The organism is Mameliella sp. LZ-28 (genome assembly GCF_012274245.1).
GTDB lineage: Bacteria > Pseudomonadota > Alphaproteobacteria > Rhodobacterales > Rhodobacteraceae > Antarctobacter > Antarctobacter albus.
In genome coordinates, this window is record NZ_JAANYX010000010.1 from 1 (window position 1) to 23,263 (window position 23,263).

Below are 23,263 nucleotides of genomic sequence, written 5' to 3' on the forward strand. Positions count from 1 at the left end.
CCTCCCTCTTTTGTTGGCTGACGGATACGACCTCTAGTAGCTAGAGGTTCAACTGAAAAACGATGACGTTCTCGTGAGGCAGCGAGTTTACAGGTATCGACGCGTTTCAGCGCAATAATCGCGATACTTGGAGCCGTATTGTTCATGCAGCCATGGCTCTTCCGCGAGCGGGGCAAGGGCCAGCGCGGCAACTCCAACGATGACGATAGGCCAAACCCAAGATGAGGCGAAGAGAAGACCAAAACCTATCAGGATGGCCATGTCGGCAAGGTACTGCGGATGCCGAGAGAAACGGTAGAGACCCGAAGTGATCAGCTCGTCTTTCGCACCGCTGGTGGCTTTCAGTCCAATGCTGAATGCCCCCCACCAGACAATCAGATTTCCGGTTGCGATCAAGAACGGCCCGACCGCCCAACGGAGTGCGTTGGCCATAGAAGCGGATTTCCAATCCAAGATGCCCAAACCGATCACCGCCCCAAACACGGCCAATGTGAGTCCCCATGCGATGTTTGGTATGACTGATTTTTCTCGGTTCGGAGGCCAGATGCGCCTGGACGGTTGGAGAATTGACCAAAGTAGCGCACCTATCAAAACCAGACCGGACAGCAGGCCAACGACCACTAGTATGCCTTGGGCAATCGTCATGAGCGGTGTCCAAACACCTGCGCCTCCTGATGCGCATTGTCGCTCGCTTCAAATTCAAGCGTGGAATGCTCGATTGAGAAACGTTCATGCAGTACCGATTTGACGTTTTCTTTAATCTTGTCGGTCTCACCCATCCGTTCGCGTTCGACGACAATATGGCAGTCCAATGCCGCGGCGTGCTCCTGCATTTGCCACAGGTGGACATGATGCACGTCCACAACGCCATCGACACACTGGATCGCTCTGACCACGTCATTTCCATCAATACCTGGTGGGCTCCCAAGCATCAGGGTTCGAATTGGGCCCCCTATTTCGGTGAAGGACAGATACAGGATGTAGAGCGCGATGCCGATGGTGATGGCCGGATCAACCCATCGCATATCATAGAGTATTATGAGCGTCCCGCCGACTATGACGGCCACTGAAGCCAAGGCATCCGAAAGGTTGTGGAGAAAAAGCGCACGGATGTTCACGCTCCCCTTCTGCATCGAATAGGTCAGCATTGCGGTCAGCGTGTCGACCACAAGCGCGATTCCACCGAGAATGACTACGGTCCACCCCATGACTTCGGGTGGATCAATCATGCGCATGCCACCTTCGTAGATCAGATAGAAGCCGATCACGATGAGGGTGGTGTAGTTGATCAGGGCCGCGACGATTTCGACCCGGCCATAGCCGAAGGTCATGCGCTCATCGGCCGGGCGGCGCGCGATCTTGCGTGCGGCGAAGGCAATGACAAGCGAGGCCATATCGGAAAAGTTGTGCAACGCATCGGCGATCAGTGCCAGACTGCCCGAGAATATGCCCCCGACGACTTGCGCAACGGTAAGTAGCCCGTTTGCCCAGATGGCGATGGCAACCCGCCGGTCCCCAGAATTCGGATCGATATGCGCGTGCCCGTGGTCATGTGGCATTGGCAGGCTCCGCGTGCGCGTGTGTCGCGCGTCGGTCAGTCTTCAGGCGGCCGCTGCGGAAACTACGAACGCGCGCATTCATCCAGTGGCGTATGATATGACGGTAAAGGGCACCACGCAGCCATCCAAAGGATTGCTCATGGGACAAATAGAAGGCGTCCGGCGTATCAAACACGCCGAAATCCTGCACGATGCCGGTTTTCTGAATGTAGGTATCTTTTCCGTTCCAGGCGACGGGAGGCGCGCCAAGACAATCCGTGCCCGCGCCATAACCGCAGAGACTGTCTGTGTTCGAGAAAGACTTTTGCAGGACTGTCAGGAAACCGTCATCCAGGATGAAGCCTTCAAGGTTGATCCAGGCACCTTGATATTCGATCTCTACCCATGAGTGGAGAATTTCCTGCGGAGCAATCGGATAGACCAGCTCAGGGACAACACCGCGCTGCAAGCCTTTGTGGATCGTAAACCCATGCAACCGGCAACGAATGCCAACACCACGCAGCAGCGCCATCAAGAGCGTCCCTTTGGTATTGCACTGCCCGTAGCCGTCGGAAAACACTTCGGATGCGGGGATGTCGTCGGCTCGATTGTATCCGAACGCGATTTCATTCCGAACGAAATCATAAACTGCTCCGATCCGATCGTATTCGGATAAGCCGCGCCAGCCGCGGGCCTCAATAAGATGCGCAAGAGGCGCGGCCTCAAAATCCAGTAGTTTGGTGGGTGCAAGTAGGGGGTCGGTCATCTGCAACGGAGTCGCTCCTCGAATCGTCTTGGAACAATTCTAATTGCTATAGTCACTATAGCTTCAACCCTTTGCTCAAAGATTTTCACCTTTGCCCCAACTTTTGACTTATGCCCCGATTTCCTCGTGCTCGGTCAAGCATTCCGAATGGTCCCGCAACACCTCAAGCACCTTGCAATCTCCCGTCCGCCCGCCGCTGCATTCGTGAACCATGCGTTTCAGTTCCGTGCGCAGCGCCTTCAGGCGGGCCATGCGCTGCTCCACCTGTTTGAGCTGGCGACGCGCGATGGCATCTGCCTCGTCGCAGGGGCGGTTGGGATGGTCGCTGAGGTCGAGCAGCTCGCGGATCGCATCGAGCGAGAAACCGAGTTGCCGCGAATGGCGGATGAAGGACAGTCGGTCGAGCTGTGCATTGTCGTAGCGCCTCTGTCCGCCTTCGGTCCTGCCAGGTTCGGGCATGAGTCCGATCTGTTCGTAGTACCGGATGGTCTGCACTTTTGTGCCAGTCTTCTTTGACAGAGTACCGATCGTGAGCATTTTCGCCTCCATGAAAAAGATACAGTTTGTGTAGGTTTTGCCGTCGGCATAAACAAGTGTCGGATTCACAGACGCGTGAGTTCAAGCTATACCATGATTTCGTGCTTGAACCTCTAGCGGCTAGAGGATGTATCCGCACATGCAATAAGAATCAAAATAAGGCGAACAGGATTGTCCCTTACATCGGCACAGAAGTTGCTTTGGGTTTTGGCAGGCGTGGCAGCGCTTGCCTTCGTATGGCTTTTGCTCTGGTCCGACTATCGTGCCGACCGCGCCCGAACCGACGCCGAACCGCCTTTTTTCGCTCAATTCGAACTAACGGACCACCAGGGTATGGTTCGAACCGAGGAGGACTTTGCGGGGCGCTGGATGCTGGTGTTTTTCGGCTTCACCAACTGTCCCGACGTCTGCCCGACGACCCTGTCAGAGGTCGCGGCGGTGATGGACGGTCTGGGCGACGATGCCGCCAAGGTCCAGCCGATTTTCATCACAATCGACCCTGAACGAGACACGCCCCCAGCACTCGCCGAATACGTCCCGCTGTTCGATGCGGGCATCATCGGGCTGACGGGTACGCCGGAACAGATCGCCGCCACGTCCGAGACGTTTCCAATCTTCTTTGAGCGTGTCGAAGAGGCTGCGGCGCCGGATGGTTACACGATGGGCCACACGTCGCATTTGTTCCTCTTCGATCCCGACGCTGGCTTTGCCGACTCGTGGCCCTACGGCACCTCCGCCGAAGAGATCCTCGCCGATCTGGAAGAGAGGATCTGATCGACATGAACCGCATATCCGGAGAAACAGCCCTCGGGCTGGCGTGGATCATCGCGCTTGTCGCCTCGCTTGCCGTGCTTTTCATCGGCGAGGTGCTGGGGCAGACGCCCTGTGTGCTGTGCTGGTTCCAGCGCGCCTTCATGTTTCCCTTGGCCATTGTCCTCGGGCTCGGCCTTTGGTGGCGGGACGGCCGCGTGGGGCGCTACGGCATCGCATTGGCGCTTGGCGGCGGCGCAATCGCCCTCTGGCACATGGGGCTGTACGTCGGTCTTGTTCCCGAACGCATCCAACCCTGCACGGCCACCGGCCCCTCTTGCAGCGATGACAACCAACTGGTCTTCGGCATCCCGATCCCGCTGATGGCGCTCGCCGCCTTCGCGCTGATCGGGGCGCTGTCGGCCCTTTCATTGAAGGACACACGAACATGAACCGACGCGGCCTGATCCTGTCCGTTCTCGCCCTCGGCGTCGCCGGTTTCGGCGGAGCCACCTGGTTTGCAACCCGCCCCGGCCCGGTGGCCGAAGCGGAGCCTGTTGCGCCGGAACTCGCGGACGCGATGATCCGCCCCTACTCGCCCATCCTCGGGCCTGCGGAAGCGCCCGTCACGATCGTCGAATTCTTCGATCCGGCCTGCGAGGCCTGTCGCGCCTTTCATCCCATCGTGAAGGACATCATGGCCGAGCATGGGGATGCTGTCCGCGTCGTGATCCGCTACACGCCCTTCCACGGCGCGGCATCCGAGGAAGCGATCCGCGTGCTCGAGGCGGCGCGCATGCAGGACGTTTACGTGCCGGTGCTTGAGGCCGTTCTGCGGGAACAGCCGAGATGGGCGTCGCACGGTGCCCCGGCGCCTGGCCTGATCCTTCAGATCGCCGCCACGGCCGGACTCGATGCCGAGGCCGCGCGCACGCAAATGCTGGCACCCGATGTCGTGGCGATCCTGAACCAGGATCGTGCTGACGTCGAGACCGTGGGAATTCGCCAGACGCCCACATTCTTCGTGAACGGCAAGCCGCTCGATCCGTTCGGGGAGGCAGAACTGCGGCGATTGGTGGCTGCCGAAGTCGCTGCCGCGCAAAGCTGAATGGAAAAGGCAGGATCAGAACCATGAAAAAGTATATTTTGACCAGCACACTAGCGGCGCTTTTGACCCTTGGAGGGCTCTCGGTGCCTGCGCTGGCCGGACCAGAGGATGTTGTCGTCGAGAACGCGTGGTCCCGCGCCTCCATCGGGATGAACCGTCCCGGGGCCGCTTACATGACGATCCGCAACACTGGCGACGAGCCAGTGACGCTGATCGGCCTTACAACACCTCTCGCGATGATGCCCGAAATTCACGAGACGAAGACAAATGCCGAAGGTGTGAGTTCCATGAGCCCGGCGGGGGAGATCGCGATCGCCCCGGGCGAGAGCGTCGCGCTCGAACCGGGGGGCCTGCACGCAATGCTGATGCGGCTACAAGAACCGATGACGGAAGGGGACACCTTTCCGCTGACCCTGCTTTTCGACGACGGAGGCGAAGTGACGGTCGAGGTGCCGATCCTCGGCATCGCCGCGCGGGGGCCGGAGGACTGATGCGGCGACGGGCGATCCTGGGGTACGGGGCGGCTGGTGTCGGGGCGGTCGCCCTGATGCTCTTCGTCGGTTGGTGGCAGGTCGATGGACCCGGTGGACCCGAACCTGTCGGGCAGCGGCCTGTGGCCCTGACCGAAATGGATTTCCGTCTGACGGATCATGAGGGCAACGCGGTCGGGCCAGAAACCCTGATCGGTCGCCCGACGATGGCGTTCTTCGGCTTCACCTACTGTCCCGATGTCTGCCCGACCACGCTCTCGGACATTTCGGGATGGCTCGACGATCTGGGAGACGAGGCCGACGAGATGAACGTGGTTTTCATCACGGTCGATCCCGAGCGCGACACTGTCGAAACGATGGCCGAATATGTCGGCTACTTCCATCCTGCGATCCGTGGCTGGACGGGACCGGAAGAGCAGATCGCGCGCGTCGCGGACGGCTTCCACGCCAACTACGAAAGGGTGCCGACGGAGAGCGGCGATTACACGATGAACCACAGCGCGAGCGTCTTCCTGTTCGCAGCCTCTGGGCGGTTCGTCACCATGATCGACTATCACGAACCCAGAGAATTCGCGGTGCCGAAAATTCGCCGCGCGCTGGAAGAAGAAATGGAGGGGGCGACATGAGGCTCAGAACTTTGGCGGCGGGTGTCGCAATTGCGGGGACGGTTTCGGGAGCGGCTATCGCCATCTCTGATTTCATGTCGAAAGAACCCGTGCCGCCGGAACTTGCCCAGGCAGGTAATTGGATGCCCCAAGGTCCTGAAGCCCCCCAGAACGTTGACATCCCCGTGACGCTGCCCGTGACGGTATGGGCAGAAGATGCACCCGACGTCGGCCCCCTGCCCCTTCTGCAGGTCGCGTTTGCCGACAGGCCGGTAAGGGCGATCGAGCCACCGCTGTCGATGTGGTCGCGCGACATTGCAACTGGCGAGACGCTCGATTTCTTGCTGTCCGAAGCTGGACTTGCGGCACCTGACAGAGCCGAAGTTGCCCTCGCGCTTGGCGCGGAATACGATCTGCGACGGCTGCGGCCGGGGCACTCGGTCACTGTCGCTTCGACCGTGGACGGCAGCCCCCGCACCGTCTCACTCGCCGTCGAGGACGGAGTGCGGATCGAGGTGGTTTTCGGCGAGCAGTTGTCCACACAGGTCGTGGCTCCGGATCCGGAGATCGTAACCCTTGCCGGCGAAGCGGTGATCGACAGCTCGATCTTCGCGGCACTCGACGAAGCCGGCATACCCGCCCGTTTTTCCGTGGACCTTGCGCAGATGCTGGGTGGGACCGTGGATTTCCGCCGCGAGTTGGCCGGTGGCGAGACACTAAGGCTTCTCTGGCGCGAGGCGCGTGTGGGCGAGGACAGGATCGGACAACCCGATCTTGCCTTTGCCGCATTGGAGATCGGCGGTTCGCTTTACGAGATCGTATGGCCGGACGACGGCAGCGGTCAGGCGACGATCTACGTCGATGGCGAGGTGCTGCGCGTCTTCGCACAGCCGGTCGAGGGTGCGCGCCTCAGCTCGGTGTTCGGACGCCGCACGCATCCGGTCTTTGGCAACGTCCGGATGCACACCGGCGTCGATTTCGCAGCGGCACGTGGGACACCGGTTCAATCGACGGCACCGGGGCGGGTCAGTTTCATCGGCTGGCGGGGCGGCTATGGTCGAGTGGTCGAAATCGCCCACGGCTCCGACACCATGACGCGCTATGCGCATCTGAGCGCCGTGCCGGATGGCCTGGCACAAGGCCAACGCGTTGCGGCGGGAGATGTGATCGGCCGCGTCGGCGCGACTGGCACGGCGACAGGTCCGAACCTACACTACGAAGTCCTCGTGGATGGGCGCCCGACTGACCCCCTCGCTGACGACCGGCTCGCCGAAGCAGCCGAGAGCGAAGCGGATGATACCGCCGCGCTCTCACGTCTGGCCGAGGCGCGCGCGCTTCTGAATCAAAACCTCGGCAGCGAGATTGCCGAAACGACAACCGAAAGGCTCTGACCCATGAAACGCATGACCCAAGCTCTGGCAATCACCCTCGCCCTGTTACCAGCGGCCCAGGTCCTCGCAGAGGCAACGGCGATCGACGTCCGCAAGACGAACGGTTGCGGCTGTTGCCTGTCTTGGATGAACCATCTCGAAGAAAACGGGTTTGCGCCGACGGGCGAGAACATGTTCGGTGGGTCGCTGGTTCGCTTCAAGCTCGACAACGGCGTGCCGCAGCGCATGGTCTCCTGCCACACCGCGCTCATTGATGGCTACGTGATCGAAGGCCATGTCCCGGCCGCTGACATCCGCCGCATTCTCGAGGAGCGCCCGGACGCCGTCGGCCTCGCCGTTCCGGGGATGCCCTATGGCTCGCCCGGCATGGGGCCAGAAGACGACCGCGAGGCCTATGATGTCTTCCTCATCCGCAAGGACGGGTCGACGGAAGTCTTTTCGAGCTACGCCGAAGGATAATCTGGCCCGCCCATGGAAAATCTGTCTCCGATAATGCTCGGCTTTCTCGGAAGTCTCGCCGCCGGTTCGCTCACGGCAGTCGGAGCAGCTCCCGTGCTGTTTGGGCGCATCCCGTCCCGGGCCACGCGCGATCTGTCGCTCGGCTTCGCTGCCGGTGTCATGCTGGCCGCTTCTTTCTTTTCGCTGATCATCCCGGCACTGGATGCGGCAGAGCCGATGTTCGAAAACGGCGCGATGCCTGCGGCCATCGTATGCGTCTCGATCCTTCTGGGCATGGGCGCTGTCGCCCTGATGAACGAAAAGCTGCCGCACGAGCATTTCAAGACGGGACGCGAAGGGCCCGAAGCGGCGTCTTTGCGGCGGGTCTGGCTGTTCATCATCGCGATCACGATCCACAACTTCCCCGAAGGCCTCGCGGTCGGGGTCGGCTTCGGATCCGGAGGTATGGAGGGCGGTCTGCCGCTTGCTGTCGGCATCGGGCTTCAGAATGCGCCCGAAGGATTGGCCGTCGCTGTATCTCTGCTAGGCGAGGGATATCCGAAGCTGCGCGCCTGGGGCATTGCGGCGCTAACGGGCATGGTCGAGCCGATTGGCGGTCTGCTCGGGGCCGGCATCATCACACTGTCGGAACCGCTGCTTCCATGGGGTCTGGCCTTTGCCGCGGGTGCAATGCTCTACGTCATCAGCCACGAAATCATCCCCGAAACCCATCGCAGCGGCCATCAGAACAGGGCGACGCTCGGTCTCGCAGTCGGGCTCGTTCTGATGCTGTTCCTTGATGTCTGGTTGGGATGAGGCAATGTCACTAAACAAGGTATCTCCGATGATCGGCGTCTTCGCAGCACTTGCTGCGTTCGCGATCGATCAGATCACCAAAGCCATTGTCGTTGCGAATGCCGTCACTTTAAGCGCCGGGATTCCCGTGTTTCCGGGATTCAACCTCGTCTTTTATCGTAATGACGGCGTGACTTTCGGGATGTTGGGCGGCGCGCCGTGGTGGAGCCTCATCGCTCTCGCTCTTGCCATCTGTGTTTGGCTGGGGGTTATGCTGTTTCGCGCCGATAATGCGGTCGAAACACTTGCCTATGGCGCGATCATTGGCGGAGCCCTGGGCAATGTTATCGATCGTGTGCGGTATCGGGCTGTAACAGACTTTCTCGATTTCTACATTGTCACAACACATTGGCCTGCCTTCAACATGGCCGATATATTTGTTGTCAGTGGCGTGGGGCTCTTGCTCGCCGCGCCATGGATCAGCGTGCGGCGTCCGATCAAATCGTGAAGCCGGAAATTCTGAACCGCATAGCACTGCGCCACCGTTTGCTTTCGCGAATGACGCTTGGTTTCGTCGCCGGGGCGCTGACCGTTCTGACTTTCCCGCCTTTCTCGCTTCTCCTGCTTGTTCCCGTTGCCTATTCCGCGTTGTTTGTCGGTCTTCGCGATCTCTCCTTCGGGCGCGCTTTCCTCGTCGGCTGGGCGTTTGGTCTTGGCCAGTTCGGTTTCGGGATTTCGTGGATCGCGGAAAGTTTCTACGTCGAGGCCGAGCGGTTCGGGACGATGGCGATCCCGGCCGTCGCGGGATTGTCCGCAGGTCTCGCGATTTTCCCGGCCATTGCCGCCGCGCTTTTCGCCGAAATCACGCGGCGCGGAGCCATGGGCAGTCTCTTGGCCTGCCTCGCGTTCGCGACCTCCTGGACCGTGGCAGAGTGGTTGCGTGGTCACGTTCTGACAGGGTTTCCATGGAACCTCGCCGGCTACGCACTTGTAGACTACGCCGCCCTTCGCCAGACCGCCGCCTGGGTCGGAAGCTATGGGCTAAGCTTTCTCACGGTGTTCGTCGCGGTACTCCCCGGCGCGGCTGTCATGGCGTCCGGGCGGCAACGATTGACCGTTTCGCTCATGGCGCTGGCCGGCATCGCGGCTATTTGGGCCGTCGGGACGCTTCACCTCCAGTCGGATACACAACAGCCACCCGGTGTCGACCTGCGCATCGTTCAGGGCAACATTCCCCAAGGGGAGAAATGGGCGCCCGAGAACCGCGAGGCGACCTTCGCGCGCTATCTTGAGCTTTCAACCCGGCCCGGCGATTTCGACGTTCTTCTCTGGCCGGAAACCGCCTTTCCGGGTTTCCTCGATGAGGATACGGAGGCGCGGGCCCGCATTGCCGCTGCGCTGCAAGACGGCAGGGTGCTGCTCACAGGTGTGCCGGACCGTGTACCGAGCGAGGATGGCACCCGATATTTCAACACGGTTCAGGCATTTGACGAGACCGGCAGAATCCTGACCGGATACGCGAAACACCATCTCGTGCCCTTCGGCGAATACGTGCCATTCCGCGGCTGGTTGCCGATCGAGCGGCTGACAGCGGGGCTGGGCGACTTTACGCCCGGTCCGGGCCCGCGAACGCTTGCGCTTCCGGGTCTGCCGCTGGTCGCCGTGGCGATCTGCTATGAGATCATCTTCCCAGGCCATGTGGTCGACGACCTGTTCCGACCTGACTGGGTTTTCAACGCGACGAACGACGCCTGGTTCGGCACCAGCATCGGACCCGAGCAGCATCTGGCTTCCGCACGGATACGCGCCGTAGAGGAAGGCCTTCCTGTCATTCGAGCCGCGAATACGGGCATCTCCGCGGTCATCGACGCGAACGGAGAGATCGTTGCGCGGCTCGATACCGGTGAAACGGGCATCATCGACGCTAGCCTGCCCTCCGCGCGGCCGCCGACACTCTACGCGAGCTTCGGGAACTGGATGCTGTTGGCGCTCATCTTGGCTTCGTGGAGCTGGGCTCTGACGGCCAATGCGACGGCTCATTACCGCCGCATGAGAAAAACCGTCATGCAAAGATCTGGATAGGTGTTCCGTCTTTCACCATTGCATAGATGTCCTCGATCTGCCGATCTGTGACCGCGATGCAGCCAGCTGTCCAGTCGCGGACGTCCGTTGGGTCGATGCCCGGGCGAGGACCACCATGGATGAAAATGTCGCCGCCGGGGGATAGGCCCTGCGCCTTGGCAAAGGCGATGTCGGCCTCATTCGGATAAGAGATGCCAACCGAAAGATGATAAGTGCTTTCAGGGTTGCGCTTATCGACTACGTAGTCGCCCTCCGGGGTCCGACCGTCTCCCTCGAATTGCTTGTGACCTTCGGGCGCGAAACCCAGCCCGACCGGATAGGTTTGCAATACCCGGTCGACTCCGTCGAGAACAAGCAAGCGCTGCGCCTTGTAAAGCCGAACACGGGTCACCTCGGGTCCGCCATAGCTGCGGAACTTGCTGGCACACCCGGACAAGAACGCTGCCAACCCGCCTAACAGGACGGCGCGGCGGGGAAATCGGATGGTTTTCACTGCTCGATGCCTCTTTCGTGAGGTCTGATATGGACATTACGTTACCCTGCAAATGCTGCCTGATCAATGTCCGTGGGCAAGCGCGGCCTTTGTCATCTGTGGACCAACCTGTTCACCGCCGGACGGCGGCGCCTTGGCCTCTTGGCTGTTAAGCAGGCGCAGGGCGTTGGCCACCACCAGCAAGGACACTCCTACATCGGCTGCAATAGCGCCCCACATCGATGCCACTCCGAACGCAGTAGCGACAACGAAAACGCCCTTGGTCGCCAAGGAAATACCGATGTTCTGATGGATAATCGACATTGTCCGGCGCGAATGACCGATCAGCCAAGGCACCTTCCCGAGGTCGTCGGTCATCAGGGCAATATCAGCCGTCTCGATTGCCGCGTCCGAACCAACAGCACCCATCGCGATGGCGTAATGCGCACGTGCCATGGCGGGGGCGTCGTTCACCCCGTCGCCGATCATGGCCACCATGTCATGCGTTTTGACCAGTTCTTCGATGGCTGTCACCTTGTCTTCGGGCAAAAGCTCGGCACGGACCTCGTCGATGCCGACCTCGGCTGCAACAGCGCGCGCTGTCCGCTCGTTGTCGCCCGTCAGCATGACGATGGTCTTCACGCCCTGCGCGTGGAGCTGTGCCACGATGCCCTTGGCGTCGGGGCGAATACGGTCGCGCAATTCCAGAATGCCCGTCACACCGGATTCATCGCCCACGGCAACAAGGGTGCTGCCGGCCCCTTCGATGCGGTCGCGCAAATCCTTCGGAATGGCGTCGCCGAAACCCTTCTCCTCGGCAAACCGGTCCGACCCTAGCCAGATCGACCGGCCGTCTGTGCGTCCTTCAAGTCCCCTACCGGGAACGGTTCGGGTATCTTCCGCGGCGGACACCCTGATGCCGTCGGCTTCTGCCCGCGCGAGAATGGCGCGCGCCAAGGGATGCGAGGAACGTGCCTCCAGTCCAGCGGCGAGGGTCATCAGATCTTGCGCCGATGCTTTGCCCAGCGGATGCACCGCCGCCACCTCGGGTTCGCCCATGGTGATCGTGCCGGTCTTGTCCATGGCCAGTGCGGTGGTCCGACCCGGTGCCTCGACATAGGCACCACCCTTGATGAGTACGCCCGCCCGCGCCGAAGCGGTGAGCGCCGCGACGATGGAGACAGGGGTCGAGATGACCAGAGCGCATGGGCACGCGATCACCAGCAGCACGAGTGCATTGTAGAACCAATAATCCCAGGCCCCACCGAAAATGAGCGGCGGCAGCAGGGCAATTGCGATGGCGAGAGCCATGACGATAGGCGTGTAGATGCGGGCGAACTTCGCCACCCACTGCTCCACCGGCGCGCGGCGGGCATGGGCGTCACCGACCATGCGGATGATCTTGGCCAACACGGTGTCCGAGGCGGCCTTCGTGGCGCGCACCGTCAGTGTGCCTTCGCCGTTGATCGTACCGGCATAGACTTCGTCGCCTCGTTCCTTTGGGACCAGCGCACTCTCTCCGGTGATTGGTGCCTGATCGACGGCCCCTGCCCCATCGACAACCTCACCATCCAATGGGATGCGGTCTCCGCCGCGCACGATGAAACGTGCGTTGATAGCAACCGCAGAAGCCGGAACGTCCGCTTCCGAGCCGTCATCATGAAGAACTCTTGCCGTCGGTGGCGCGAGGTCGAGCAGAGCTGAAACCGCATTCCTCGCACGCCCGACGCTCCAGCTTTCGAGGTAGAGCGAGAGTGAGAAGAAGAACGCGACCGTCGCCGCCTCGAAAAATTCGCCGAGGCCAATTGCACCCGCGACTGCGACGACCATCAGCAGGTTCATGTCTGGCGACAGCCGCCGTGCGGACGACCATGCCTTGGGTGCCACGAGCCAGACACCGAACAGGATCGCAACCGCGAATAGCCCTGCCTCGACCAGTGGCATCGGCGCTTCGCCGTGCCCTGCGAAGAGGCCGAGTGCCCCGCCCATGCCGGTCTCGATGATGTGCCATAAAAATCCCGCGGCCCAAAAGCCGCCACTGAGCGCCGTAAACAGCCGCTGGCGTGCAAGATGGGCCGCTTGGTCGACCGACGCGTTTTCGGCATCCCAGGGCTTGGCGGTCATGCCGGTGCTTGCGACCAGTTCTGCAATTTCGCCGTCCGATAAACTCTTGGCGCTGTCGAGAATAGTCATCCGTCCATTGATCACGTCGAACGCAAGATGCTCGGCCCCACCGATCTTCGGGCCGACCACCTTGTTCAGGATTGCTACCTCCTCGACGCAATCGAGGCCGGACACCTGAAAACTGCGCCCGCCCGCTGGCGCGGGCGTCGTCGGAACGATGTCGCCGCACGTTCCGGCGCTCCCGCAGCAGCTGCCGCCGCTTGTCTGGGCATCTTCGGCGTGATCGTGGTCGTGACGATGGGTGTCGGACGGCATGAATGGACCTCTGGATTCGGGTGTTTTACCAGGACATAGCCCCTACAGTAGCTAGAGCTTCAAGAGCAAAATACGGTGGTATTTCAGTTTGTTTTATTGCTAGAGGGTGCGGTGACCGGCTCTATCATGCCTTGAGGCATGAACAGCCGCTGCAAAGAAAAACAGTCACGAAAGGAAGCTTGATGCGGGTTTTGATGCTGAAGCAAAAAATGATGGTTGCAGTGGTGCTGTCGCTTACGGCCGGATGCGCAGTCCAGCCGACTGGCCCAGGCGACGCGGCAGACCGGCGGGGCAACGTTCCCGAAGCTGTGATTGCAATGGCTGCCCCGGATCAGGATGTTGCAACCGCGCGCTTGGTGCCGGAAGACGGGTGCTACTGGTACGAACACAGCGGCCCCGTTGAAACGACCTTGCTGCCGCTGCGCACGGCGAACGGCAATCCGATCTGCGTCGCGCGGGAAGCGTGACGACGACCCGCACGTCACATCATTTCGCTCAAAGCTAATTACCTCATTCAACTTCTCGCGGTAACACTGTCCTCAGCCGAATAAAGATGTGCTGTCGATCCAATCTCGACGTTCGGATAAAGCTCGTTGATGTGTGCCATAACCATCCGCACGCAACCCGAACTCGCGCGCCCTCCGATGCTTCTCGGATAGGGTGTGCCGTGTATCCGAAGATAGGTGTCGCGATCTCCGACATAGAGATAGAGCGCCCGCGATCCCAAGGCGTTTTGAGGGCCGGGTTCCATCCCGTCGGCCCATCTTGCGTTTTCGGGATCCCGCTCGATCATGTTCTGTGTCGGCGTCCAGTGCGGCCACCTGACCTTGCGCTTGATGTTATAAACACCTGGCTCGTAGAGGTTGCCCCGCGCGATCGCCACGCCGTAGCGCATCGCGGTTCCACCCTCCTCAATGTGGTAGAGATATCGCGCAACCGCATCGACATGGATGTCTCCCGGCACGAGGCCGTCCTTCGCGTCCACACGCTGAGGCAAGAAGCGCGGGTGTAGCCCCCAAGGGTTTGACGTGGCCGGATCGAAGCCGGGCGGGCTGACTTGCGCGTCCCATTCAGCCTTCTGCGCTTCGGTGGGCCAGCTATCGGCAAACACAGGGTTGGCCACAGTCGCCGAAAAGAGCGCTGTTGTCGTTTGAATAAAGTGTCGTCTTGTCAGCATGTCATACCCTTTCGGTTCCCACCGGCGATCAATGGCAAGAACGATATACATTCTCGTCGACTAGATAGGACTTCTAGTGGCTAGAGGTTCAAGGGCAAATTTTCGTGAACGCATGCACGCGACCCTGGTAGCACATGCTTGCCTTGCGGTCGGGTCAACGGCCAACCAGGTCAGGTCCGAATTAGCGTGGTAAAGCGGGAGTCGGGGGGCGGAGTAGGACAGATTTGCCGAATTGGTCCCCCGGTGGATCGGCTTTGGTCGAAAGATACTATCCTGACACCCTGTCGATCTTCACCCGCCCGTGTCATTGGCCGAAACTTCGGCTTGGAACTCACGTTGTCGCTCAGGCCAGGTGCTCTTGATGTAGACGAGGATAGCCGCGATCTCTGCGTCTGTCAGATCCTCTCCGAAGGCCGGCATGTCGCTCTCGTATCCCGGCACGACGGCCCCGACCCCGCCTTTAGTGATCTGAAAAAGCATGCGGTCTGAATGGTGCCAGGTGTGGCCTGTGTCATCATGCGGCGGGGCCGGCATTCTTCCGGTGTCAAGACGACGACGCCAATCGGGCTGGCCTTCGAGGTTCGCACCATGGCAACTGGCGCAGTTGTCCGCATAAAGCCGTTGCCCTGCCGTGACCTCGGCTGCAAGCACGGGCTCTCCCAAAAACGTCAGTCCCTCGACACGCGGGTCCACCGGTTCCGATTGGGCCAGCACCACGAGGCCGGTGGCCGCGAGCGTGGACACTAGGGCAGCGAAGTGCACTGACCGCCTGACCGTACCCTTCGCCAGTCGGTTTTTCGGCCCCTTATTCATCGGCATAGATTGAGATTCCTTCCGGGCCAAAGGCGTAGGTCCTTAGCGTGCCTGACTTGACCGCAGCCATCCCGGGTGCATTCGCGGGCATTCCCGGCAAGGTGATACCCGTTATCGCCGGACGGGTTTCCAGCAGCCGCTCGATGATGTCGACGGGGACGAGACCGCTGACATAGTAGCCGTCGATCTCGGCCAAGTGGCAGCCGATGCCCTGGGCGGGCACACCGACTTCGACCGAGCGTTTGTCGAAGTCGCGGTCATCCACACGCGTAACGGTAAAGCCGTGCTCTTCGAGATAATCCCCATAGGCATCACAGCAGCCGCAGCCCGGATCGCGCCAGATGGTGATCTGCCTTTCGCTGCCCGCCAAATCGGACGCCACATCGCCTGTCGCTTGCGCCCAGGCCGATGTGGACAGGCCCACCATTCCGACAATGCCGCTGCCAATCAGACCAAGCGCGTTTCTTCTCTGCATCCTTTTTTCCATCATTGTTCTCCTGTTTCGATCCAGGTTGCGCCGCCGTCACGGCTGATTTTCAAGATGCCGCCCAACAGGGCAGCGATGTAGGTCTCGTCTCTTGATTGAACCGCAACGGCGGTCGCAGCTATGCTGGCCCGCTTTTGCCAGATGACTCCGCCGTCCTGCGATGCCCAGAGGCCCGAAGGCAGCGCGGCATACATCACTTCCGGCGCCGAGGGGGCACTGGCCAGCGACAGGATCGGTTCACCGCCTGGCAATGGCGCTTCGGACGGTGGGGCTTCACCCGCAACCAATGAGTCCATCGCGTTGCCTGGCTGCACGTCCTGCCAGCGACAAAAGCAATCGGGCACCCGCGCAAGGCCAACCTCGGTGCCCGCATAGATCCAGATACCGCCCATGCCGGTTTCAAGCTCGACCGAAGCCAGAGCAAGAGGTTCGCGCTCTGCGTCGTCGAGCCAGGGGCGGTCCATGGCGAGCGACCAAGTTGCACCGGCGTCCTCGCTCTTCCACAATCCGTCGCCGCGAACCGAGGCATAGATCATGTCCGAGTTCCGCGAGGCGATGGCAACGGCATTGATCTCTCCGTCAGGCAGCCCAGCGTCGCTGACGCGCCACGAAGCGCCCCCATCTTCGGAAATGCTGACACCGCCCACGGCGAGCCCCGCAACCACACGGCCGGGCCGGTCGCGATGGGTCGCCAGCGACAGCACGTTCCCCGGTGTCTCTGCCGCAGTCCAAGTCCGGCCGTCATCGTCACTGACGAGCAGCCCTCGACTCGCCAGCAGAATGGTATCGCCATCAAAGGCAAGTGCCGCTGGATCACCATCGCTCGCCGCGAGTGCGAACCCCGGCAACATCGAAGCGACGCCGATACTGAGTGCCGCGGTGAGTACCTTGCGCCGGTTTGGCCGACATCCAATCTCAATCGACTTCAATCTGCATGCTCCTCTGCTCATGCGACGCGGATCACGCCCATCATCCCGGCCGCCTGGTGCTCGAGGATGTGGCAATGGAACATCCAGTTTCCGGGATTGTCGGCGACCAGGGCGATTTCGACCTGCTCGCGCGGCGCGATCAGCACGGTGTCCTGCCATTCACGGAATTCGGTCGGCACGCCATCGCGGCTGATGACGCGGAAGGAGTGGCCGTGCAGGTGGATCGGATGGTCGAACGCCGTGGCGTTCGTCATCTGGAGGACATGGCTCGCGTCGCGCTCCAATGTCAGGAAAGGATCGAGCATGTGCCCTTCGGCCGCGACGCCATTGACGAACCACATGCCGCCACCCACAACGCCACCCATCATTCCGCCCATCATGCTGCCTGACTGGCTCAGGCCCATCTGGCGCTCGACCATGGCGCCCATCATGCCCCCGGTGAACAAGATTTCGTGACGACGGGCCGCGTTCAGATCAGGTTCGATCAGCGGATTGGCTGGAAGGGCAATCTCCCAATCGGGCGGCGTGGCACGCAAGGGCGTGTCGTCAAAGACGACATCCAGCAGGTTGAATTCATTATCGCGATAGGCGCGGTCGATAATTTGAACGGTGGTTCCGGGGTCGGCAAGGCAATCGAGCATGATGTCCGCACGCATCGCCGGGCCCAGAACCACGACACCGTCAGGCGCGGCGTGCGGAGTGACCGGCTGGCCGTCGAGCGCGATGACGCGCGCGGAAAGGTCGCCGAAGTCGAGCGCGAAGATTCGGGCGTTGGCGGCATTGATCAGCCGCAACCGGATGCGTTCGCCTTGCCGCACCACGAAGACATCGGGAACACGCCCATTTATCGTGACAGTATTGCCCAGACGGCCCGCATGGCTCATGTCCATGGCTGCGCCGAAGTCATCCGCAATCGCCGCGTCCTGCGTCAGCCGCCAATCGTCAAGCAGCCAGGTGACATCGCGGTCGACCTGCGGCGGGTTGGGTTCGTCGATGATGAGCGGTCCGGCCAGCCCACGTCCGACCTGCTCGAAACTGCGCTGGTGGGGGTGATACCAAAAGGTCCCGGCATCGATCGCGTCGAACTCGTAGGTGAAGGTTTCTCCGGGTGCGATCGGCTTCTGCGTCAGGTGTGGAACCCCGTCCATCGCGTTCGGCAGACGAAGTCCGTGCCAATGGACGGTGGTTTCCTCGTCCAGACCGTTTGTGACGACGATGCGCAGCCGATCGCCTTGCCGAACCCGTAGCTCCGGGCCGGGAACCTGACCGTTGAAGCCCCAAACGGGGGTTGCGGGATAAGGTTCTGGGACCAGCCTTGCCTGTCCCGGCGCGGGGCGCAGCGAAAAGCTGCGGATTTGCGGCTCGGCGCGCAGAGGCTTTCCGAAAGCCGCGGCGCCGAAACCCGCCAAGGATGTTGCAAGAAAAGATCGGCGACTGAAACGGGAACTGATTTGGTAGGACATGGATGAACACTCTCTGATTTCACTGTACGCCGCCAAAGCAATTGCTCAGCGACGTTCATGGCCCCGCGCAAACGCCCATTTGGGGGCGTCCGGCACGGAGAAACACACGAAGCGCAATCAAGCGCCGTGTGTCAGATCAGAGGTAGACTCGAGGAGGTTGTTTGGCCGGGGGGCCAGATATTCCGTGCGGAATGTCCATTGGCTGGATTTCATGGGCCGCGGCGGCAGCGATCGGGCTGGTACCAGCCGGAATCGAAAGAAGAGCGGCCATTCCCGCGGCATTGCACACAAAATCACAGACGGAACCCATCTTACCGTCTTCCAAGCTGCCGCAGGCGTCGCAATCGTCCATCGCCATCATGCCGCCGTCCGTGGAGACCATTGACGAGGCCATGGCAATTGAGCCCGCAGACTGCGCGACCGCGCCGATGGCAAAAACCACCAGCGAGAGAATGCAGATAAGGCGCGCCCAACGTCTCATGATCTTGATCTACTACCCGCGCGATCCGAATGCCAGCGGCACAAAATCACGTTTCTTGGAACATCCAAAGATTGGCTCGTTCAAATCCTCGGCCAACCGACTTGTTGTAGCGGCAACCACCTGCCTATGACCGCTGGGCAAACGCCGCGAACAGGGCAAGCGTGCGCTCGCTCACATGATGCTCGATCCCTTCGGCATCGCGTTCAGCCGTCTCGGGGTCGAGCCCGAGGCTCAGGAGAAACCGCAAGACGATCTCGTGGCGGTGCCTGCATTCCTTGGCAAGCGCCCGGCCTTCCTCGGTCAGAAAGACCGAACGGTATTTCGCGCGAGTGATCAGGCCGTCCCGCGCCAGACGGCCGAGGGTTTTGGCGACCGTCGGCGCGGTAACGCCCATCCGGGCCGCGATATCGACCGGTCGGGCCTCGCCGTTCTCGTGGATGAGTTCGGCGATCAGTTCGACATAATCTTCCGCCACTTCGCTGCGCCGCGCCTCGCGCACACCGATGAAGGCCTCGGCGCGGGATTCGACCGCACGTGCCTCTGCCTCGGTTGATTCAAGGTTCTCATCATCCGTCATGCCGTCACCTTCGCACGATCAGGATTGACTCGTAAAGCCTGAGCGATGATTATTAGCCTATGCTAACTTTTTGCGCCGGGACTTTGGCCTGCGTGTCATCTGAAGGGACAACGTCCATGCCTGTCGATACCAGCAAGCGAGGGCGCGAGGTGTCGTCCGCCGTGGAGACATCTCGGCCCACAGCGCCACCTGCGATGGTCACGGAGCCAGTATCGGCGTCGCGACGCGCGCTGTTGGTCGGCGGTCTGGTGGCTGCCGGCGGAGCGGCCGTGGCCGCGAGCCGCGCGCAATCCCAGGCAACGCCCGACCCGATGGCGGGGCATGCGATGCCCGGCGGGGCGGTCGATCCGTATTCGGCCCATGACAGTGGCATGGCGCATGGCAACATGACGATGGTCGGCCAGGTGGATCACGCGGGGAACGGCTTTAACCCGACGGCCATGCTGACCGACTGGGAGGTCGGCCGGACCGAGATCATGCCGGATGGTCGCACCTTGCGCACCTTTGAGGTCGAAGCCATCGACATGGAAATCGAGATTGCTCCCGGCGTCTTCTTTCCCGCCTGGACGTTCAACGGTCGCGTGCCCGGCCCCGCCCTGCGCGCAAAGGAGGGCGAACGGCTACGGATCGTCTTCCGCAACCTCGGTTCACATCCCCATTCCATGCATTTTCACGGCATTCACTCGGCGCGAATGGACGGCGTTCAAGGCGCCGGGCTGATCGATCCGGGCGAGGAGTTCGTCTATGAGTTCGATGCCAAGCCCTTCGGCTGTCATCTCTATCATTGCCACGCGCTGCCGCTGAAACGGCACATGCACAAGGGCATGTACGGCCTGTTCGTGGTCGATCCAGATCCGGCGCGCCACCCCGAATTTGCGGCTGTTGCCGCGTCGCGTGTGCTGGGCAGCCCGGAAAACGCCGAATGGCAGGAACTGGCGATGGTGATGAACGGCTTTGACACCAATTTCGACGGCGAAAACGAGGTCTATGCCGTCAACACGGTCGGCCAGGCTTACATGAACGCGCCGATCCGGATCGACAAGTCGCGCCCGGTCCGTATCTACCTCATGAATGCGACCGAGTTCGATCCGATCAACTCGTTCCATCTGCACGGCAATTTCTTCGACTACTACGACACCGGTTCGCAACTCACGCCGACCCTGCGCACGGTCGATGTGATCATGCAGTGTCAGGCGCAGCGCGGCATCCTCGAGTTCAGTTTCGCGGACCACGAGGATGGATTGTACATGTTCCATGCCCATCAAGCCGAGTTCACCGAACTAGGCTGGATGGGCTTTTTCGACGTGCGGGAGGCCGGAGCATGACCGATCAGAGCGAACACAGCCGCCCGCCAATGACCCGCCTGCTTTTCGTTCTCGTGCCGCTGGCCGTCATGCTGGGGGCTTTCGTGTGGATTGCCTCGCTCGATCCGCTGCGCGGCTTCAACAATGGCGCGCCCCCGGTCGAGGCGTTGACCGTCGAACGGACGATCCTAGATGGGTCGGGGATTTCGCTCAGTGTGCGCGCCGGCGGATCGGAAGCGATGGTGGTCGCGCAGGTTGCCGTGGATGATGCATACTGGACCTTCACGCAGGAACCGGCGGGGCCGATTGCCCGCGGCGATGCGGTCTGGCTGCGCATTCCCTATCCGTGGGTCCTTGGCGAGGCCCATCATGTCAATCTGCTGACGAACACAGGCGCGACCTTTGGGCACGAGATCGCGGTTGCAGTTTCGACGCCAAGTCCCACCTGGGGGCAACTTCGGCTCCAGGCGGTGATCGGGGCGATCGTCGGCCTTTTGCCGGTAGCGCTTGGCCTGATGTTCTATCCGGCCATGAAGGGCGTCGGGCGAAGGGGGATGAACTTTCTGCTGGCGCTGACGGTCGGGTTGCTGGCCTTCCTGCTGATCGACACCATATCCGAGGCACTGGAGCTATCGGCAGAAGCGGCCGCGATATTCCAAGGTTCTGCCATGGTCTGGCTGGCGGCGCTTACAAGCTTTCTTCTATTGATGGCTATCGGGCGCTGGCGCGGCAATCCGGAAGGCATCGCGCTTGCGTTCTACATTGCCCTCGGGATCGGGCTTCACAACTTCGGCGAAGGGCTGGCAATCGGCGGCGCATTCGCCGCCGGGTCGGCGGGGCTTGGAACTTTCCTCGTCCTAGGCTTTGCCTTGCACAATGTCACCGAGGGCATCGGCATCGCCGCCCCGATGCTTCGTGCCCGGCCAACGCTTTGGACGTTTGCCGCTCTGACCCTGCTCGCCGGTGGCCCGGCCATCCTCGGAATGTGGGCGGGCAGCCTTGCCTATGCGCCGCAATGGTCGGCACTGGCACTCGCCGTCGGAGCGGGTGCGATCCTGCAAGTCATGGTCGAGGTCAGCGCCTACCTTGTACGTCAAAACGCCGACAGGCAGGCGGCGCTGATGTCACCAGCCGTACTGGTCGGGTTTCTGGGCGGCATCGCCTTCATGTACGCGACGGCGGCATTGATCAAGATCTGAGCGGTAATCGGCTGTTTCGGCTTCATGGGGCGGTCGCCCAGCTCTATAAACTGACCCCGTCTGTCCACGGGGAGATCGCAATTTTCGTGCCCCAGTTTGTGCGCCCAAGAGACTTATTCTTTCGTGATTTCGAAATAAAGAATTTGAGGCTAGAGCGACTAGAGGATCCCACAGATAGGTGAAAACACCGCAAATCCATCTGACTACTATTTCTGAGCCGCACGTCGAAATCGACTGTCTCATATTTTTGGTCTGTCACGATTCTGGTCCTCCGTTGAACAATCAACAGATGTTACGCACCAAAACGAGTGCTTCTTTAGAGGTGTTTCATGGCATCGCCCGCCACATGCGGAAACGCACCTGTTCGGTCACCTCGCGGATTAGACCTTGCGCTTCCATCCAAGCAAGGTTGCGCTGGACGGCGGCGCGGCTGGCACCGGTCAGGGTCTCGGCCATTGGAGCGGAGACGACGGGCCATTCGGTCAGCACCGCGCGCAATGCAGGTGGTGTCTTGCCAGAGAGCGGTGCCATCATGTTGTCCGCCCGCGCTGACCATGCCTGGATATCGTCGAGGTGCCGCATCGCGGTCAGGCATGCTGTTTCCATTCCCTCGAGCCAACGCTGCATGCGCTCGGCAGGTGGGCCACTGGCGCGCAGCCCCCCTGCCCCGCGCATAGCCAGAGGCGCAAAGATGGCCCCCCCATTCGAATTCGCGCCTTCGCTGGCGGCAATGCGTGCGGCGGTAACCGCCGCTTCCATACGGTCGCCCTGTTGCCCGAGGCCCGCAAGGCTCCAGAGGTGAAACCCCATGCAGGCGCGCGTGATCGGGTGCAGGTCGGCGGCTTGCGCCATCAGGTCAAGCCAAACGCCTGCGCGATCTGCAAAGGGCTCGGCTTCATCCGCCATGTTTTCAGGGTCACGGCGATCGAGGAAAGCGGATAGGTCCACCTCTGGGCCGGGACCGCCTGTAAGGCGCCGCACCGCCCATCCGACACGCGCGAGCGCTGCGGTGTCGTCCTGCACCCCGGACAAGCGCATGGATATCCAGAGTGCCAGCCGATCCGGGCCAATTCGGTCGCCCACAAACCAGCTGAGGTCTGCCGCCTCCATCAGCGCGAGCCTGTGCCGCCAGCCCTCCGGGCCACGCCGCAAACGATCATCCAGCGCGCCAATCCGGCCAGCCACACGGGCGAGACGGGCGGCACTGCCCGCCTCGGCGCGTCGCCAATCGTCGAGGACTGCGGTTTCACGCGGCTTTGCCTTTGGCCCGGGCAGCAGATAATCCGGCTCCACTTCCATCGGACCGGGAAGGAACCACAGGTCGTCCTCGGACGTCTCTTCAATCCCCTCCGCATCAACTAGAGGACCGTCCAATTTACTATACTGCGTAGGTACTTGAGGCTTCATATGTGCAAAATATG

General features: G+C 61.4%; 27 protein-coding genes. 13 read left to right on the plus strand and 14 right to left on the minus strand.

What is annotated here, in order from left to right:
* Nucleotides 1-87 precede the first annotated feature (87 nt).
* The 4 genes from G9Q80_RS06125 to G9Q80_RS06140 form a co-directional block, all read right to left on the minus strand.
* Nucleotides 88-645 (minus strand): methyltransferase family protein, encoded by a 558-nt coding sequence (locus tag G9Q80_RS06125; RefSeq protein WP_088716106.1) that lies wholly within the window; start codon nucleotides 643-645, stop codon nucleotides 88-90.
* Nucleotides 642-1,559 carry a cation diffusion facilitator family transporter gene (locus G9Q80_RS06130; RefSeq protein ID WP_088716105.1) on the minus strand — a complete coding sequence of 306 codons (918 nt, stop codon included), beginning with the start codon at nucleotides 1,557-1,559 and terminating at the stop codon, nucleotides 642-644. Before G9Q80_RS06130 ends, G9Q80_RS06125 begins: the two co-directional genes overlap by 4 nt.
* The gene (locus tag G9Q80_RS06135) at nucleotides 1,549-2,304 is read right to left on the minus strand and encodes a transglutaminase-like domain-containing protein (protein WP_088716104.1); all 756 of its coding nucleotides are present in this window, start codon (nucleotides 2,302-2,304) and stop codon (nucleotides 1,549-1,551) included. The genes G9Q80_RS06130 and G9Q80_RS06135 overlap by 11 nt, the downstream gene beginning before the upstream one ends.
* A gap of 108 nt (nucleotides 2,305-2,412) precedes the next feature.
* The gene (locus tag G9Q80_RS06140) at nucleotides 2,413-2,841 is read right to left on the minus strand and encodes a MerR family transcriptional regulator (protein ID WP_013959865.1); all 429 of its coding nucleotides are present in this window, start codon (nucleotides 2,839-2,841) and stop codon (nucleotides 2,413-2,415) included.
* Between the two features lie 207 nt (nucleotides 2,842-3,048).
* On the opposite strand from G9Q80_RS06140, the gene G9Q80_RS06145 reads away from it, so the two are divergent.
* Genes G9Q80_RS06145 through lnt form a run of 10 tightly spaced genes read left to right on the plus strand, consistent with a single transcriptional unit; the run spans nucleotide 3,049 to nucleotide 10,501 of the window.
* A complete protein-coding gene (locus G9Q80_RS06145; protein ID WP_088716161.1) occupies nucleotides 3,049-3,615 on the plus strand; it encodes an SCO family protein in 567 nt (188 codons plus the stop codon).
* A 5-nt stretch (nucleotides 3,616-3,620) separates the two neighbouring features.
* The gene (locus tag G9Q80_RS06150) at nucleotides 3,621-4,043 is read left to right on the plus strand and encodes a disulfide bond formation protein B (protein WP_088716103.1); all 423 of its coding nucleotides are present in this window, start codon (nucleotides 3,621-3,623) and stop codon (nucleotides 4,041-4,043) included.
* Nucleotides 4,040-4,699: a DsbA family protein gene (locus G9Q80_RS06155; protein ID WP_013959868.1), complete on the plus strand. Its 660-nt coding sequence runs from the start codon at nucleotides 4,040-4,042 to the stop codon at nucleotides 4,697-4,699. Before G9Q80_RS06150 ends, G9Q80_RS06155 begins: the two co-directional genes overlap by 4 nt.
* Before the next feature lie 23 nt (nucleotides 4,700-4,722).
* The gene (locus G9Q80_RS06160; protein WP_088716102.1) at nucleotides 4,723-5,190 is read left to right on the plus strand and encodes a copper chaperone PCu(A)C; all 468 of its coding nucleotides are present in this window, start codon (nucleotides 4,723-4,725) and stop codon (nucleotides 5,188-5,190) included.
* The gene (locus G9Q80_RS06165) at nucleotides 5,190-5,816 is read left to right on the plus strand and encodes an SCO family protein (RefSeq protein ID WP_088716101.1); all 627 of its coding nucleotides are present in this window, start codon (nucleotides 5,190-5,192) and stop codon (nucleotides 5,814-5,816) included. Before G9Q80_RS06160 ends, G9Q80_RS06165 begins: the two co-directional genes overlap by 1 nt.
* Nucleotides 5,813-7,186, plus strand: coding sequence for a M23 family metallopeptidase (locus tag G9Q80_RS06170; RefSeq protein WP_088716100.1), 1,374 nt, complete (start codon nucleotides 5,813-5,815; stop codon nucleotides 7,184-7,186). Before G9Q80_RS06165 ends, G9Q80_RS06170 begins: the two co-directional genes overlap by 4 nt.
* Before the next feature lie 3 nt (nucleotides 7,187-7,189).
* The gene (locus G9Q80_RS06175) at nucleotides 7,190-7,645 is read left to right on the plus strand and encodes a DUF411 domain-containing protein (protein ID WP_088716099.1); all 456 of its coding nucleotides are present in this window, start codon (nucleotides 7,190-7,192) and stop codon (nucleotides 7,643-7,645) included.
* Nucleotides 7,646-7,657: 12 nt separating this feature from the next.
* The gene (locus tag G9Q80_RS06180; protein ID WP_088716098.1) at nucleotides 7,658-8,440 is read left to right on the plus strand and encodes a ZIP family metal transporter; all 783 of its coding nucleotides are present in this window, start codon (nucleotides 7,658-7,660) and stop codon (nucleotides 8,438-8,440) included.
* 28 nt (nucleotides 8,441-8,468) lie between these two features.
* Entirely contained in the window at nucleotides 8,469-8,927 is a 459-nt protein-coding gene (gene lspA, locus G9Q80_RS06185; RefSeq protein ID WP_088716097.1) for a signal peptidase II, read from the plus strand.
* Nucleotides 8,894-10,501 (plus strand): apolipoprotein N-acyltransferase, encoded by a 1,608-nt coding sequence (lnt, locus tag G9Q80_RS06190; RefSeq protein ID WP_121497617.1) that lies wholly within the window; start codon nucleotides 8,894-8,896, stop codon nucleotides 10,499-10,501. Before lspA ends, lnt begins: the two co-directional genes overlap by 34 nt.
* On the opposite strand, the gene G9Q80_RS06195 is transcribed toward lnt, so the two are convergent.
* Together G9Q80_RS06195 and G9Q80_RS06200 are read right to left on the minus strand one after the other, a co-directional pair.
* Nucleotides 10,482-10,994 carry a L,D-transpeptidase family protein gene (locus G9Q80_RS06195; RefSeq protein WP_088716096.1) on the minus strand — a complete coding sequence of 171 codons (513 nt, stop codon included), beginning with the start codon at nucleotides 10,992-10,994 and terminating at the stop codon, nucleotides 10,482-10,484. The genes lnt and G9Q80_RS06195 overlap by 20 nt on opposite strands.
* 63 nt (nucleotides 10,995-11,057) lie before the next feature.
* Nucleotides 11,058-13,412 (minus strand): heavy metal translocating P-type ATPase, encoded by a 2,355-nt coding sequence (locus G9Q80_RS06200; protein WP_088716095.1) that lies wholly within the window; start codon nucleotides 13,410-13,412, stop codon nucleotides 11,058-11,060.
* A 182-nt stretch (nucleotides 13,413-13,594) separates the two neighbouring features.
* Here G9Q80_RS06200 and G9Q80_RS06205 point away from each other — a divergent pair, with 182 nt between their 5' ends.
* The gene (locus G9Q80_RS06205) at nucleotides 13,595-13,879 is read left to right on the plus strand and encodes a hypothetical protein (protein ID WP_088716094.1); all 285 of its coding nucleotides are present in this window, start codon (nucleotides 13,595-13,597) and stop codon (nucleotides 13,877-13,879) included.
* 47 nt (nucleotides 13,880-13,926) lie between these two features.
* Here the strand turns inward: G9Q80_RS06205 and G9Q80_RS06210 are convergent, their stop codons facing one another.
* The 7 genes from G9Q80_RS06210 to mntR form a co-directional block, all read right to left on the minus strand.
* Entirely contained in the window at nucleotides 13,927-14,589 is a 663-nt protein-coding gene (locus G9Q80_RS06210; RefSeq protein WP_009503854.1) for a L,D-transpeptidase, read from the minus strand.
* A 291-nt stretch (nucleotides 14,590-14,880) separates the two neighbouring features.
* A complete protein-coding gene (locus tag G9Q80_RS06215) occupies nucleotides 14,881-15,402 on the minus strand; it encodes a c-type cytochrome (protein WP_133066439.1) in 522 nt (173 codons plus the stop codon).
* On the minus strand, nucleotides 15,395-15,889 hold the full coding sequence (locus G9Q80_RS06220) for a DUF411 domain-containing protein (RefSeq protein ID WP_088716092.1): 495 nt from the start codon (nucleotides 15,887-15,889) through the stop codon (nucleotides 15,395-15,397). Before G9Q80_RS06220 ends, G9Q80_RS06215 begins: the two co-directional genes overlap by 8 nt.
* Nucleotides 15,889-16,818 carry a WD40/YVTN/BNR-like repeat-containing protein gene (locus G9Q80_RS06225; protein ID WP_232788265.1) on the minus strand — a complete coding sequence of 310 codons (930 nt, stop codon included), beginning with the start codon at nucleotides 16,816-16,818 and terminating at the stop codon, nucleotides 15,889-15,891. The genes G9Q80_RS06220 and G9Q80_RS06225 overlap by 1 nt, the downstream gene beginning before the upstream one ends.
* 17 nt (nucleotides 16,819-16,835) lie before the next feature.
* A complete protein-coding gene (locus G9Q80_RS06230) occupies nucleotides 16,836-18,281 on the minus strand; it encodes a multicopper oxidase family protein (RefSeq protein WP_088716090.1) in 1,446 nt (481 codons plus the stop codon).
* Between the two features lie 136 nt (nucleotides 18,282-18,417).
* Nucleotides 18,418-18,762 (minus strand): hypothetical protein, encoded by a 345-nt coding sequence (locus G9Q80_RS06235; RefSeq protein WP_088716089.1) that lies wholly within the window; start codon nucleotides 18,760-18,762, stop codon nucleotides 18,418-18,420.
* Nucleotides 18,763-18,886: 124 nt separating this feature from the next.
* Entirely contained in the window at nucleotides 18,887-19,339 is a 453-nt protein-coding gene (gene mntR / locus G9Q80_RS06240; RefSeq protein ID WP_009573580.1) for a manganese-binding transcriptional regulator MntR, read from the minus strand.
* 269 nt (nucleotides 19,340-19,608) lie between these two features.
* Here mntR and G9Q80_RS06245 point away from each other — a divergent pair, with 269 nt between their 5' ends.
* Entirely contained in the window at nucleotides 19,609-20,664 is a 1,056-nt protein-coding gene (locus tag G9Q80_RS06245; RefSeq protein ID WP_232788263.1) for a multicopper oxidase domain-containing protein, read from the plus strand.
* Nucleotides 20,661-21,842 (plus strand): ZIP family metal transporter, encoded by a 1,182-nt coding sequence (locus tag G9Q80_RS06250; RefSeq protein WP_088716087.1) that lies wholly within the window; start codon nucleotides 20,661-20,663, stop codon nucleotides 21,840-21,842. The genes G9Q80_RS06245 and G9Q80_RS06250 overlap by 4 nt, the downstream gene beginning before the upstream one ends.
* 327 nt (nucleotides 21,843-22,169) lie before the next feature.
* On the opposite strand, the gene G9Q80_RS06255 is transcribed toward G9Q80_RS06250, so the two are convergent.
* Complete coding sequence (locus G9Q80_RS06255) at nucleotides 22,170-23,249, minus strand: hypothetical protein (RefSeq protein ID WP_088716086.1); 1,080 nt, start codon at nucleotides 23,247-23,249, stop codon at nucleotides 22,170-22,172.
* Between the last annotated feature and the right edge of the window lie 14 nt (nucleotides 23,250-23,263).